This is a genomic window from Microcoleus sp. M2_D5, assembly GCF_036701935.1.
Classification (GTDB): domain Bacteria; phylum Cyanobacteriota; class Cyanobacteriia; order Cyanobacteriales; family Microcoleaceae; genus Microcoleus.
This window is the reverse complement of sequence record NZ_JAUBRP010000116.1, coordinates 1-14,167: the sequence shown is the minus strand read 5'-3', so window position 1 is coordinate 14,167 and position 14,167 is coordinate 1. Positions and strand designations below refer to the sequence as shown.

At 47.0% G+C, this 14,167-nt stretch carries 10 protein-coding genes and 1 pseudogene; 3 read left to right on the top strand and 8 right to left on the bottom strand.

Annotation, left to right across the window (positions count from 1 at the left end):
• Positions 1 to 118: 118 nt before the first annotated feature.
• Both QUA50_RS27940 and QUA50_RS27935 read right to left on the bottom strand, forming a co-directional pair.
• Positions 119 to 2,317, bottom strand: coding sequence for a tetratricopeptide repeat protein (locus QUA50_RS27940; protein WP_333264968.1), 2,199 nt, complete (start codon positions 2,315 to 2,317; stop codon positions 119 to 121).
• A 252-nt stretch (positions 2,318 to 2,569) separates the two neighbouring features.
• Positions 2,570 to 3,442: a 6-carboxytetrahydropterin synthase gene (locus tag QUA50_RS27935; protein WP_333055196.1), complete on the bottom strand. Its 873-nt coding sequence runs from the start codon at positions 3,440 to 3,442 to the stop codon at positions 2,570 to 2,572.
• A 102-nt stretch (positions 3,443 to 3,544) separates the two neighbouring features.
• On the opposite strand from QUA50_RS27935, the gene QUA50_RS27930 reads away from it, so the two are divergent.
• The gene (locus QUA50_RS27930) at positions 3,545 to 3,679 is read left to right on the top strand and encodes a hypothetical protein (protein ID WP_333211587.1); all 135 of its coding nucleotides are present in this window, start codon (positions 3,545 to 3,547) and stop codon (positions 3,677 to 3,679) included.
• Between the two features lie 204 nt (positions 3,680 to 3,883).
• Positions 3,884 to 5,383: a cyclic nucleotide-binding domain-containing protein gene (locus QUA50_RS27925; RefSeq protein ID WP_333055199.1), complete on the top strand. Its 1,500-nt coding sequence runs from the start codon at positions 3,884 to 3,886 to the stop codon at positions 5,381 to 5,383.
• Positions 5,384 to 5,535: 152 nt separating this feature from the next.
• On the opposite strand, the gene QUA50_RS27920 is transcribed toward QUA50_RS27925, so the two are convergent.
• The 6 genes and pseudogenes from QUA50_RS27920 to QUA50_RS27895 form a co-directional block, all read right to left on the bottom strand.
• The gene (locus QUA50_RS27920; RefSeq protein WP_333055200.1) at positions 5,536 to 6,216 is read right to left on the bottom strand and encodes a J domain-containing protein; all 681 of its coding nucleotides are present in this window, start codon (positions 6,214 to 6,216) and stop codon (positions 5,536 to 5,538) included.
• A 555-nt stretch (positions 6,217 to 6,771) separates the two neighbouring features.
• Positions 6,772 to 7,734: a cysteine synthase A gene (gene cysK / locus QUA50_RS27915; protein WP_333055201.1), complete on the bottom strand. Its 963-nt coding sequence runs from the start codon at positions 7,732 to 7,734 to the stop codon at positions 6,772 to 6,774.
• Between the two features lie 56 nt (positions 7,735 to 7,790).
• Positions 7,791 to 8,231, bottom strand: coding sequence for an RrF2 family transcriptional regulator (locus QUA50_RS27910; RefSeq protein WP_015176708.1), 441 nt, complete (start codon positions 8,229 to 8,231; stop codon positions 7,791 to 7,793).
• Between the two features lie 396 nt (positions 8,232 to 8,627).
• Positions 8,628 to 10,820, bottom strand: a complete 2,193-nt coding sequence (locus QUA50_RS27905) for an iron uptake porin (protein WP_333264967.1) — start codon at positions 10,818 to 10,820, stop codon at positions 8,628 to 8,630.
• A 292-nt stretch (positions 10,821 to 11,112) separates the two neighbouring features.
• Positions 11,113 to 12,762, bottom strand: coding sequence for an HD domain-containing phosphohydrolase (locus tag QUA50_RS27900; RefSeq protein ID WP_333264966.1), 1,650 nt, complete (start codon positions 12,760 to 12,762; stop codon positions 11,113 to 11,115).
• 141 nt (positions 12,763 to 12,903) lie between these two features.
• Positions 12,904 to 13,186: pseudogene (locus QUA50_RS27895) on the bottom strand (4a-hydroxytetrahydrobiopterin dehydratase).
• A gap of 338 nt (positions 13,187 to 13,524) precedes the next feature.
• Between QUA50_RS27895 and QUA50_RS27890 the strand changes: the two are divergent.
• Positions 13,525 to 13,905 (top strand): hypothetical protein, encoded by a 381-nt coding sequence (locus tag QUA50_RS27890; protein ID WP_333299510.1) that lies wholly within the window; start codon positions 13,525 to 13,527, stop codon positions 13,903 to 13,905.
• The last annotated feature ends 262 nt before the right edge of the window (positions 13,906 to 14,167 follow it).

Genomic DNA, 14,167 nt, shown 5'->3' with positions numbered 1-14,167 from the left:
TCTTTTAAGGACGGGCTTTCAGGCCCATCCCACAATAACAATTAAAATTGTAAGTTATTTAATTCGCGATCCTTATTCTGACAGTTATAAATTTTGAACAACCGGATTGGGAGTTAATTTAAGTCTCTTTTTCCCCGGAATCAACGGAATCAACTTTGTCTGTATCCTGCTTTAATTGTGATACAATTGCACCTCGATCGCGCCAAGCTTCGGCATTTTCTGGTTTGATGGCAATAGCTCGATCGTAAGCTGCCATTGCTTCCTCATAGCGCTTTAATTCTGACAAAGCTGTGCCCAAGTGATGCCAAGCATCGTAGGAGTCGGGCTTAATAGCAATCGCTTTCTCATAAGCTGCGATCGCTTCTTCAGTGCGCTGCAATTTTGCTAAAGATTCCCCTTTGGCAAACCAAGCTTCGTAACACTCCGAATTAAGGGTAATTGCTGATTCGTAAGAGGCAATTGCTGCTTCGTGCTGCGACAGTTTGTCGAAAGCTGCGCCTCGGTTGTGCCACACTTCAAAATCCTCCGGTTTAAGGGCGATCGCTTTGTCGTAGGATTCGATCGATTCTTGATATCGCTGCAATTTTCCGAGCACAGCAGCTCTATTGTACCAAACTTCGTATTTATCTGGTCGGATGCCGATCGCCCGATCGTAAGAATCAATAGCATCACTGTAGCGGAGCAGTCTCCACAGCATATTGCCTCGATTGTACCAAGTTTCGTATCTGTTGGGATTGAGTTCAAGAGCGCGATCGTAAGAATCAACTGCGGCTGCGTACTGCTGTACTTTGGCCAGCATCGCGCCTCGGTTGTGCCAAATTTCGCTGTCGGTTGCTTTGATAGCCAGGGCGCGATCGTAACTGGCGATCGCTTCTTCGTAATGCTGCAATTGACCCAACAAAGCCCCTATGCTGTGCCAACAAGCGTATTTTCTGGATTCGCTCAAACTTGCTCGCTCGTAACAGGCGATCGCCTCTTCGTACTTCTGCAATTTTCCTAGCAAATGCGCTTTATTATACCATGCTTCGTAGTTATCCGGTTTAATAGATATTGATTGGTCGTAACAGGCGAGTGCTTCTTCCGGGCGCTGCAATTTTATTAACACATTTCCGCGCCAATACCAAGCCTCATGCAAAAATTTATTCGCTAAAACAGCTTTTTCCAAACAGACTAATGCTTCATCATAATTGCCTTGAAAATAAAGCCCTTCGGCTTGCTTGATATAATCGTCAGCAATCAAATTTTCATTGCTAGCCGGCGCTGTTTGCGAATTTTGGGAATTGTTTAAAGCCGGTTGATGTGCGACTTTGAGAGCTTCTTTGGCAACAACTGCGGGAACTTGGGCAATTTCTTGAACAATTTGAGATTTTTTATCGTCAACTTCTCTCAGCAAAACTTGCAGGTGCATAATAAATTGAGATTTGAGAGTCTCAATTTGCTCCACGGAAGATTTGGAAAGTTCAGTTTCTCTAGTTAAAAAATCAAGGGATTGTTTAGCTGCACCCATTTGCGCGGCTAATTCATCCCTCAACTTTTGATTCAATTGGCTAGAATTTATGAGTTCTGATTCCAATACACCAATACCCTGCAATCGTTTATTGGCATCAGCCACCAACTGTTTGATTATCAGCCGTCGCATCATCCAAAAAAATGCAATTGTCACCGGTGGAAATACAGTACCAAGAATTAGTAAAATATTGAGCAGAGTTATGGTAGTATTAAAACCATATCCAGATTCAGATTCAGAACTACCACTAGACGGGGAGATAAAAGCGAAAACCTCGCGAACTTGAGGATTGCTTTCAGCCCCGGTTTCGATTAATTTAGCTAGCCAGGTTTCTTGTAAAGATTTTGTTAGTTCATCGCCGGATGCAGCCGGAGGATTCGCCTTGGTTTTTGCACTAGCAGATACATCCGGTTGAGCGGCAGCTACGAGCAAACCTGTCGGCGATTTTACAGCAATTCGCGGGGAAAATTGTTCGTGAGCGATCGTCTCAGGCTCGCTAATTGACTCAGCCCGACGGGATACAGTAATATTTGGGGAAAATTGTTCGTGGGCGATCGTCTCGGGCTCGCTAATTGACTCAGCCGGACGCGATTCAGTATTATTTACCGCATCAACAAAGTTGCTAGCCTGCGGTGTCTCAGGAGAAATAGGATGTGCAGCAGGATTGGCGCTAGTATTAGCAGTTAAATTGTGGGATGCGAGGGCAGCCAGAGTCAAGAGAGCTAGATTAGAGACGCGCATAAACGTCAACTCATTTACATTTAGGAGAAATTGGTGCTTGGTTGTCAGCGATCGGGCGATCGACCTCATACTCTCAGCAGTTAGAATAGCTGACTAGAGGAATGCTGACTTACTATCTCCAAAATACGCGCGCAGCCTGACTTTTCAGGAAAAGTGCCAATAATTCTGGCTGTGGAACTTTTGTCCAAAAATATATTCTCGCGCCTAATCCGGTTGAAAAACTCTCGGAATCATCATTAGGCTGGTAGGGCGGGCTTCACCAATCTGCACAATTAGCCAAAGATCCGGGTGAACCCGCCCCAAACGATGCGATTTTTAAATCTAAACCTTAGCTAAAATCGCTTCCGGCTGCTGACTTTGTGCCGCCACTTCCTCTAAATCAGCACCGTAAATTTCACAGCTATTATTCGGACTTTCAATCAGTTTAATCTTGTGCAACTCGGCGCCCAATTCCCGAACGGGCGATCGCAATAATTGCCCGATCCGAACAGCTATATTCTCCGCAGTAGGCACAACCTTCTCAAAATAAGCAATATCCTTATTTAAAAAAGTGTGATCGAACGGTTCAACAACATAATCATCAACGGCTTTTTGCAAAGCTCCCAAATCAGCAATCATGCCAGTCCGCGCATCCATTTCCCCTTTAACAGTCACCTCTAAATGATAATTGTGACCGTGACCGTTGGGACGAGCACATTTGCCGTAAATTTCCGAGTTTTCTTCAAAGCTCAAATCGGGACGAGCCAACCGATGAGCCGCGCTAAAATGAGTGGACAAAGTTAGATAAGCTTCCATTCCGTTTCCTAAATATTCAGCCCAAAGTTCGGGATGTTCAAACAATTGAATTTTGGTCACAGGCAAATGAGGGGCTAGGCGCAGCCAAATTTGCCGTGCTATGTTTTCGGTAGTTGGCAGAGTCTGCTCAAATTCCGGCCACGCTTCGTTGAGAAAGGAAAAATCGAGATCCTTGATAACTTCCCGCTTGATGACGTGCTTGACATCAGACAGGTTGAGCACCATGCCGTACTCGTCGAGTTCGCCTATCATGGAAACGTAAAGAACGTAATTGTGTCCGTGTCCCGGTGCGCGGGCAGTTGGGCCAAACCGCTCAAAGTTCTCGGCTTCGCTTAACTCCGGCAGCCAGTACCGGTGACTCGCCGAAAACTGTGCCCGACGATTGATGATGCACTGCATAAAAGTCAAGTAGGGTAAGCTTGTTAAGTTCTGTAAAGGACTCGCTTCTTAAGGATAAACTAATTTTTGCTGGAATTTTTCGATTATTTGAGGGTGCTGTAAATGAATTTCTACCAATTTTCCCAATATTGGCAACAAGTCGGCGATCGATCGAGCCACAGATCCCATTTTACGCCACAACACAGATATCCGGCAGAAAATACCGCTACAAAACAGTTTCTCGCCATCTGTTACTAACCCATCAGTTACGAGTCTTTGAGAAAGTACGCGCGTGCGTATCTATCCCCTTGGCGAAGCGTTCCCGAAGGGTAGGGAATAGACCTTTTTTGCCACACAGGACACTCCACAGTTCGAGTTTTTCCCCTAAGCTCTGCAATAGTTAGCAGTTTGCGGTTCAGTTGCGCTAAAAACTAATCACCATTTACCCATTACCAAATATTAATGAATTCGATTACTGCACGAGCCGATCGCTTTTTTGAACATTTCTGGGGTGCGATGACAACCCCGCTATTCTATATCGGGGACACTCATCTGTCCATCAGTGCGATCGTCAAACTCATAATCTTAGCTATATTTGCCTTGATTATAGCTAAGATTATCAGTGAAGGAATCAAGCGCAGTTTGCTAGTTCGGATGGGATTGGATCGTGGCAGTCGAGAAGCAATTTCCACCATCATTAGCTATATTTTAGCAACTCTTGGCTGTATATTTGTCCTGCAAAGTGCCGGCCTCAACCTCACGTCTCTCACCGTTTTAGCTGGGGTTGTCGGCATTGGTTTCGGCTTCGGCTTGCAAAATCTAGCCAGCAACTTTATCAGCGGTCTCACCCTGCTATTTGAACACCAAATTAGAGTCGGAGACTTTATTGAAATAGACAATTTATTAGGAACAGTCGAAACAATTTCGATCCGTTCCACAATTATTAAAACAATTGACGGACTATTTGTGATCGTACCAAATATTAAGTTTGTCGAAACTAACATTATTAACTGGAGTTACAGAGACCCCAGATGTCGCCTCCACATCCCCGTCGGCGTTGCTTACGGATCTGACCCAGTAATAGTTACGGAAGCACTATTAATTGCGGCGCGGATGGAATCGAATGTCTTGTCCCATCCTTCTCCTAAAGTATGGTTTCGCGGTTTTGGAGATAACGCTTTAAATTTTGAACTTTTAGTTTGGATTGACCAGCCACAGGAAAGCGATGCTATTAAAAGTGCAGTAAATTTTTTAATAGATTACGAGTTTCGCCACCGAAATATCGAAATCCCTTTTCCACAGCGGGATTTGTGGCTGCGAAATCCGCAAGAGTTAACTCATTTTTTTCACAATAACAAAGACGAGAATTCCAACGGCAAAGTTTTTCCGCAGAATACCAAACATTCAGCAGATTTAAAATCTAATTCCACCCTTTCTGAACCTAAAAATCCCGTACCTAAATCCCCTAATAATTGGACGCTGCGAGATTTATTGCGGCGAGTAACTTATTTTGAACAGTGTACGGATTTAGAACTGCGGCAGTTAATTGAATATGGCTACCGACAACTGTTTCCAGCGGGACAGGTGGTATGTAAAGAAAATGACCCAGGCGATTCTTTTTATATTATTCTTTCGGGTACTGTAGAAGTTCTTTCTCAAAAAGCCGATCAGTATATTGCTACGCTTCATGAGGGCGAGTTTTTTGGGGAAATATCTTTGCTGTTGGGTACTCCGAGAACGGCGACTGTTAAAACTAGCGAAGATGCAATTTTGTTTGTGGTGGAACGTCACGATTTGCAAAAACTTTTAAGAGAACAACCCAATTTAGCCGATCAGATTGCTCAAAAATTGTCGGAACGCCAGCAAGCTTTGAGAGACTTGGGATTGTTGGATGGCGACTCTCTGGGACAAACTCCTTTTATTAAAATTCGCAAGCGCATTCAAGTTCTTTTTGGAATTTGAAAGAGGGAAGTTCGGCAACGAGCAATGTACGGGATGTAAAGGATAGAAGGAAGAAGGAAGAGGGAAGTTCGGCAACGGATTTTGTAACGGATGTAACGGATGTAAAGGATAGAAGGAAGAAGGAAGAGGGAAGAGGGAACAATCTGCTTTTATTAAACTTTAATTTTTAATTCCTCCTGCGCTTCCCGCCGCAGTCTAGCGGCAATTCTAAACAGTTCTTGACCGGTGTGCAAGTGGCGATCGTCATAATTGAGGGTAAATAAATACAATTCTTCTATGCCGTCTCCGACTTGATTGATAGAGTAGTAGAGATGAGCGGCAACTCCGGCTACATTAGATGGATTAGGCATTGATGTAAGAAAGTTATGAGCTTTTTTGAGGAACTCGCGGCTGGTTTCGATATAAAGTTGAAACTTTTCTATCAGTTCGTCATCAAATGGATCTGCGGACAATTCGTCTATTTCTTTTTTAAGCGGCTTCAAGATACTGTTGAGCATTCTATTGACGGGTTTGTATACTTTAATCAGCCACTGTTCCATTAGTTCATCCGCGTCCCTTGCTGTTTGTGTTTGCTGGCGGCTGACGTTTGGTGCGGCTGGTGATTGCTGTTCGGTTTGCTCGGAAAATTGGCGATCGTAAGATTGTCTGTGCTGGGGGTCTCCTAATATTTCATAGGCTGCATTGAGGCGGACAATCTCTTCGTGACCCGCTGTGTCGCTGCGACTGTCTGGATGAAATAATTTGACTAAACGGCGGTATGCTTGTTTAATCTCGGCTTGTGTTGCGCTTGGGCTAATCTTTAGGGTTTTGTAGTGATTGATAACGGAAGACACGCTGTTATTTCCTTGAAATCTGGATAATCTGTGAAAAAGTGCTTGACAAAAATATCATTTTTTGCTAAGTTTTTAAGTATTTATCTGATATAAATGTCAAAGATTGTCAGTAAAAAAACTCAGTTTTCAACTTATCATAAATCTATTTTAGAAAAACATTGAGGCTTTGGAAGTGGTAAGCCGATCGACCTTGGGAACTCATATAGCGCTGCTCCCGCCAACAGTTAGCTCCTTCTTTTCTTTTCTCTTCCTTCGCCACAAAAGCGGTCAGCGCCCGCTTCGCTAACACGCCGAAAGCGGTTCAAAAAAAAGCGCCTTCAGAAAATCGGCATCATATCAAATCCGGTAGCATCGTCCTGTATTCATCTCTGTATTCTCTCCCTCTGCGTTCTCTGCGCCCTCTGCGGTTAAATCATTCCGATGCAACCGGAAACGATATCGATCGCGATCGAGAAAGCTACAATCTATCGCCATTCTTTCATCTACTAAAAAGCCAAGCAGAGCGTACAGTCTACGCCCTGCCCTGTGTTTCTGCGACTTGGGCCGGAGGCTAGCCTAGTTGAGGGCCATCGCCAGATTGAGTTCTGGATCTTGGAACAAGGGAGTGCTCAGATAGCGTTCGCCGAAGCTAGGCTGAATCATCACAATCAATTTCCCTGCATTTTCGGGACGCTTGCCGACTTTCACCGCCGCACATAGTGCCGCACCGCTGGAAATACCCGACAAAAGTCCTTCTTCTCTGGCTAAGCGACGGCCGTAGGCGATCGCCTCGTCATCCGTAACAACTATAATTTCGTCGATCGAATCCACATTCAGCACCGGCGGTACAAAACCAGCACCGATACCTTGAATTTTGTGAGGCCCAGGCTTTCCGCCGGAAAGTACCTGACTGTTAGCCGGCTCAACTGCGATCGCCTTAAACTCGGGTTTCCGGGACTTAATCACCTCCGAGATACCCGTAATCGTACCGCCAGTCCCAACCCCAGAAATCAGGAAATCCACTTCGCCGTCTGTATCTTCCCAAATTTCCTCAGCCGTTGTCGAACGGTGAACCTGCGGGTTTGCTGGATTCCGAAACTGCTGCAACATATAGGCATTGGGAGTTTTGTCCACAATCTCTTGAGCGCGGCGGATGCAGCCACTCATGCCCTCAATTCCGGGAGTCAGTTCTAGTTGGGCCCCGTAAGCTCGCAGCATCGATCGGCGTTCCGTGCTCATCGTATCCGGCATGGTCAAAATCAACTGGTAGCCCTTAGCCGCTGCCACCATTGCCAGAGCAATTCCGGTATTGCCAGAAGTCGGTTCCACTAAAACCGTTTTTCCCGGAGCAATCAGCCCTTCGGCCTCGGCTTGATTGACCATATTCACACCGATCCGGTCTTTCACCGATGCTGCCGGGTTCATGCCTTCGAGTTTTACCACAATCCGAGCCAAGCAGCCTTCGGCTTGGGGAATGCGGTTGAGTTGCACCAAGGGCGTCCGCCCTACCAATTCTGTAATGTCGCCAGCAATACGCATAATCTTTGTCAGTTTGTGGTTGAAAGTAAATGTTAATTCCTAGTTGGCAATATTAACTAGATGTAATACATGATATCGAGCTGCCGTCTGCCATTGCGCTTTTCGCACAGATCCTGTAGCGTATATTTTTGCAAAACTGAGTTGGCAATCGATCGAGCTTCTTGCCAAACTTCCCAAATCACCGCACTTTCTACAGTTTGAGCGGGCGAGTCTTTTTCAGAGCGATCGAACTCTGAGCCTTCGAGACAGTTGATAATTTCTAGGAGTGTAATTTTCCACGGTTCCCTCGCCAATATATAACCTCCCTTAGCTCCTCGCTGGCTACGAATCAGCCCGCAGCGTCTCATGGTAGCCAGCAACTGCTCTAAATATCGATCGGGAATATTTTGCTGAGCCGCTATCTGGCGAATTTGCAGAGGCTCGCCTTCATCGTAGCAATCGGCAAGCTCCAGCAAAGCTAAGATTGCGTATTCGCTTTTACAGGAGAGTTCTACCATAATTGCTTCCAATACCAGAATTATCAACTCCGAAGTCAGATTTTAAAATTCTCCTCAATGTTGAGTTCCAAATTCTAACTCCTAACTTTACCTTTTATTATACCCCGGTTTTCCACTGAACTTAATCGACTTTCATCACTCGATCGTTGGAACGCGATCGGCAATCTGAACCCAACAAACCCAGTTTCTCGTTTCGACTTCCTCCCCTTCCACCACAGCCTTACCTCAAGAAACCTGGTTGTCTGCCTCTCTGACTGATAATTTTTAATTTTTAATATATTCTTGGCGCCCCCTTCCTCCCGCCAACAAAAAAGCCCTGCGCTAGGCAGGGCTAAACTTGGCCTTTAGAGTGGCCAGCAGAGAGGTTATAACCTCCCTGCCTCCTCTAACCCGCTCTTAGAACGTGAAAGTAGTTCTCAGAGTACCAATGATGATGTCATCATTACGGTCATCTTGATTAGGATTTGTCACCCAAATCACGCCCGGAGTAACAGAAATGTTGTCCGAGAGCTGAAACTTGTAGAACCCTTCAACGTGATAGGAATCATCGTTGCGGAAGCTCCGCAAACTGCTTGCAGCTTCAAGTTTATCCAAGTAAGGCTCACGACCTACCACGAACCCTAGCAAGTTGCCTTCTTTCCCTAAATCAGGCAAAGCCAAGGTGACAGCGTAGTTCCAGATTTTCGCATCGCCGATGCCGAGAATGCGGGCATTGGTTAAACCTGCCCAGCCACCAAGGATAAATCTCGGGCTCAGCCGCAACGAAGCCTGAGCACCGTAGGAGTTGCTGACAACTTTGCGAGCGCGGAAGCCATCAAAGCCTTCGTTCAAACCGTTGAGAGAATTAGCCACGCCGGTACCCGTGAAACCGCCGGGGACGCTGGCCCCGAAACCGTTGTCAAACCCAAAGTTACCTCTGTTAAAGTAACCGTGGTTGTAGTTGAAAGCAACTTGCAAGTTGCGTCCGGGGGTAAAAGTCAACTGACCCATCGCCGTGTAGTCGCCGTTCGTCAAGCCTGCACCCCTAGCCGGACTGGCTGCATTTGACGCCAAATAGCCAAAGGACAAAGAAGTTGGGCCGAACACCCCGCCCAGCAAGCCCCTGCCGCCGAAGGCATAGTCAAAGCCAATACCTGCGCCACCGCCCAAGCGGTAGATGGGGTTGCGCTGTCCAAAGGCACTCAGTGATCCGTTGCCACCGTCAAAGTCTTCAAAGTAAGGGTTGACAGTCGGCATAATGTCGTCCCACACAACATTGTTTGCTGCAAGGGTAACGTTCAGTCGCTGACCGACGGGGAACTTATATAGCAAGGTGTCGAGGGCAACAACGTTGTCGGTTCTGCCGACTACGTTCCAAGTTTGAGTGCCTTCGCTTGTAGCCCCAAGGTTGAAGTTGCCACCGTTGCCGACTTGAAGCCTGGTCAGCAGCAAGTCTCTGCCGGTGAAGCTAGTGTTTAAATTCAGACGCACCCGCTGTTGGAAGACAGCTTCGTTGTTGTCGCTGCCAATTCTTCTTTCGTCTGTGCCAAACAAGCCAACGTTACCACCAAAGTCGTCGCTGAGAGCGAAAATAGCTTCCCCAGTCAGCTTAGTAGTGGTGGAGAATTGGTTGGCTTCGAGTTCGGATGTCCGAGCTTCCAGAGCATCGACGCGACCGCGCAGGGTTGCCAGTTCCGCTGCAAATTCTTCTTGGAGCCGTTGGAGGGCTGCCAAGTCATCTCTCGTAGCGAAGTTGCCCGTGCCGCCTCTAATTAGCTCGCTCACCTTGTCTAAGCAAGCATTTAAACCGGCTGCGAATTCGTAGCGAGTCATTGCCCGGTTGCCGCGGAAAGTTCCGTCGGGATAACCGGCAATACAGCCGTAGCGCTCGACTAGGGATTGCAGTGCTTGGAAGGCCCAGTCTGTGGGCCGCACGTCGGAGAGTTGGGAAACTGAGGTCACTTGACCTTGAGTTTCGCCACCGGCAGCACCTTCGCTGCTGTACTCGTTGAGCTGTTCTAATGTGGCGGCTGGGTTTTGCTCTTGTGGTGCGGCAGTTTGGGCTAAAGATTCAGCCGGTTGTGGCAAACTTTGTTCTGCCGACTCTGCCACTGCCGGGGCTGGAGTTTCTAATTGAACTGCACCGATTTGCTCTGGGAGAGCGGTAGCTGCCGGGGCTGGAATTTCTAGTTGGGCTGCCGGGGCAGAATTTTCTACTGGTTGAGCTACTGTTGGCTCAACTGCGGCTAAAGATTCACTTGTAGGTTGTGATGCCGCTTGGGGCTCTGCCTCAGCAGGGGCTGTGTTTGCTCCGACGATCGCACTTTCAGTTGCAGCCGTGGCCGAATCTTCAATCGCTGCGTGGGTTTCGCTGCCAGCGACTTGGGAAATTTCTTCTACTGGCTCGGAGGCTGCAGTTGTTTCGGAAACAGCAGCTAAAGCATTTAGTTTCGCTTCGGAGGTTTCAGCGGTTTCAGCTTTTGCGACAGCGGGATTGACCGCATCAGCAGCCTGCTGAGCGTCTGCTGCCATCGCGCTCGAAGAAACTACTAGGGTAGCTCCTAAGACTGCTGGGCTGATTAGTAAGTAACTCCACAAAAATTTCGACATATTCACTCTCATCCTCACACCGATTACAGAGAAACTTTTCTAGTCTTCTATGTGGTCAGTCGTTGCTCAACTAGCATACTCTAAAAAGAGACCTAAAATTCACTTTTTCTTTGGATTCTTTTGGGCTGACCGAGTATATAGATGTGACTGACGGCTGCATAAAGCCTGTTTTTAAACCTTTACTCAACGGCGTCAAAACCCTACCCGGCTTGGGCTGTGGATTGATTTGACTGCTGACACTAGACAGCACCCGATTGCCTATTTACTTTTTAGCACAGCACGCCCGACTCGTCTAGGCTGATTCGACTTTAACATCCAAGCTGTGTCCCAGAACGCTAAAGACTTGGCGGTGATCGAACAATTCTAACAAATCGGCGTTGATTTTATTGTGAGCTGCTTCTTGCCGCAAAATTTTCATCGCTGCCTCTGTTCGCAGAGCTCGCTTGTAGGGGCGATCGCCTGCTGTCAGGGCGTCGTAAATATCCGCGATCGTCATCAATTGTGCTTGAATTGGAATTTCTGACTTGTTTAAACCTCGCGGATAGCCTGTGCCGTCGAGTTTTTCGTGATGTCCGTAGGCAATGTCTGGAACATTTTTTAAATCTTTTGTCCAAGGAATTTGTTTCAGAAACTCGTAAGTGTGAGTTACGTGAAATTCTATTGCCGATCGTTCTTCCGGCGTCAGGTTGCCCCTCGACACCATCAGTTGCAATATCTCGTCTGGGTTCAGCAAAGGTTTCTTTGCCCCATCTATATCTCTGTAAGTTTGTCGAGAAATCTCTCGCAGTTGAGCTAGGGGTTCTGCTGCCAAAATGTGAGGCTCGTTTGCCTCTAGCAGCACTTCCCAGTATTCTGCTAATCTGGTTTTCGCCTCTGCTAGCTTAGTGTCTAGCTGTTCGATTTGCTGGCAGTGAGCGCACTCTGGCTCCTGGATCGGGTGTTTTCGGTAGGCTGAATGCTCCAGCAAGTATTTATATTTAGACTGGACGCATTCCATTTCCAGCGTCCGTTGAGCTAAGCCAAAGCGGTGGCGAATGATTTCTAGCTGTGCGGGGTAGAGCTTTTTCTGTTTGGTCAAAACTGCTTCTGGCACTCCTATTTTGCCAAAATCGTGCAGCAGGGCGGCGTAGCGAAGTTCTTGAATTTGGCGGTTGTTAAAGTAAATAGAGCGCAGTCGTCCGCTGCTGACGGTGTTTACTTCTTCTGACAGGCGTACTGTCAGGGCTGCTACTCGTTCTGAATGGCCGTAGGTACAGGGGTCTCTGGCTTCTATGACTTGCACCGAGGCTTTGACGAAGCCCTCGAACAAGTGTTCTATGCTGTCTTGGAGTTGATTGCGCTCGATCGAGATTGCTGCTTGAGAAGCGAGCGATCGAACTATCCTTTCTTCCCACTCCGAATACTGCTGCGTCGCTTCCCAGGCATTGTCTGCTGTCAGCACCGTATCTGGCTTTGTTTTGCGGTTGATCAGTTGCAGTACACCTATTGTCTCCCCCTGTCGGTTTTGCATCGGCAGTACCATTACCGAGCAAGTGCGGTAATCAATATCCCTGTCAAAACTGCTATCTAGCCGATAGGGTACGCCGGGGGGTAAGTCGTAGGCATCAGATAGGTTCAAACTTTGACCGGTAATTGCCACGTATCCCGCCAAACTTTTGTCTGTCAGTGGCAGGGCAAACTCTTTAAACGACAGGCTCGGTTTAGAAGCATTTTGGGCTACCTTGAACAGCAGCTTAGATGTATCGTCGCTGTGATCTACTAAGTAAACGCTGCCAGCATCGCTGTAGGTAATTTCCCTACTTTTGGATAAAATTAAGTTTAACAAGTCGCCCAAATCTTGGGCGCTCGACAGAGCCGCGCCAATATCTAAAAGCTTTTCTATCAGATCGGTTTTTTCGGCTGCAGACTCGTTCTTGAACTCTGGCTTTTCAAATACGATCATGGTCGGATGATGGGGAATAGCCTTTTATAGATTGAACGTTTGGCCTTTCGACTTTTTAGCACCCGATTCTAACCCCAAGTCGATTTTTTATTTGCGAGCTTTTCTTTAGCGGGGACTGTTGTTGGGCCAGCGGGCGCTCTTTTAATCGAGCGTAGAAATTTCCTGGGCTAGCGCAAAGTCTTTTTCAGTTAAGCCTCCGGCATCGTGAGTTGTCAAGTTAAGTGTAACTTTGTTGTAGGAAATTTCTATATCGGGGTGATGTGCTGCGGCTTCTGAGGGGGCGACCAACTTATTCACAAAGGCGATCGCTAAGGGTAAAATCTTTAAATATACGGGTAGAGCGCAGTTGTTGGCCTTCAATTGTCCAGCCTGACAATTGACTGGCGCGCTCTTGAATTTCAGTATTGTTAATTAGATCGGCCATAATTTTTTTTGTTTGGGATTAGCAATGGCAGATTAACTGCCCACCTGTAGAAACCCTGACCAAAAACTATCCGCTCTCACCAATAGTGTTGATTCTCAAGTTTTAATACTCAAGATTTAACACTATTTGAGGTGAGAGCGGTCTAGCGGGTCTTCAGATTAGAACCTGACTGCCGGGAGAATCCCTAGCTCAGCCTGGTTCCCCGTGGAAGTCGTTTCCCGTTGGAGACGACGGCTGACTGCTAGTGAGCGGCCCCGGCGCACAGCCGGTAGTTTCCAATCTGATGACCCATGCGTTTACTACTTTCTATCATGGGCATCACCTCCAGGTTTAGCTAAATGGCTTTATATTGGAACGCACATCACCTAAATACAAGATTTAAGGTGATGATTTGTGCGCTAGCCATTGCCAGCGTTACCAGAAGAACTTGCGTTCTGAGTATCGTTCTAGTATTCACAATTATTAGAATAACACAAGGAATTAGAAGTGGGGTAGGCAAATTGAGATTTTTGCAAGATGGGGGAAAATTAGTGCTGCTGCAAGGTCTTCGATCCCTACAGCAAGCGGACGATCGTAGTTTCAGCCATTTGCCCATATGTTCTTCAGAATCCGGGCTGTGCGGTTATCAGGTGAATGGCTACTCTGGCGGGGCGGAAAGGCCGATGGATTTCTTACCAGATAGGAGACTTCACCAGATACAGAGACACGAGTTGTTCTAGCCTCCGGCAGAGTTTGTTTTTGTACAAAATCAACTTTTTTTATGGCGCTAATTCGATCGACTCCTGGAAACAAAAAGCTCCTGCCTGGTGGCGGGAGCTTTTTAAGCATTAAGGGTAAAGCCTAAACTGCTTTATCTTGCCCTTTGAAAAAGTGGGAATTTTTGATATTTCGCGCTGATTACAGAGCGTTACCGCGAGGCAGAACTTCTTCAGGGAAGATGAAGTTTTCGTGGGGTTGGTCTGTCGGAGCCATCCAAGCACG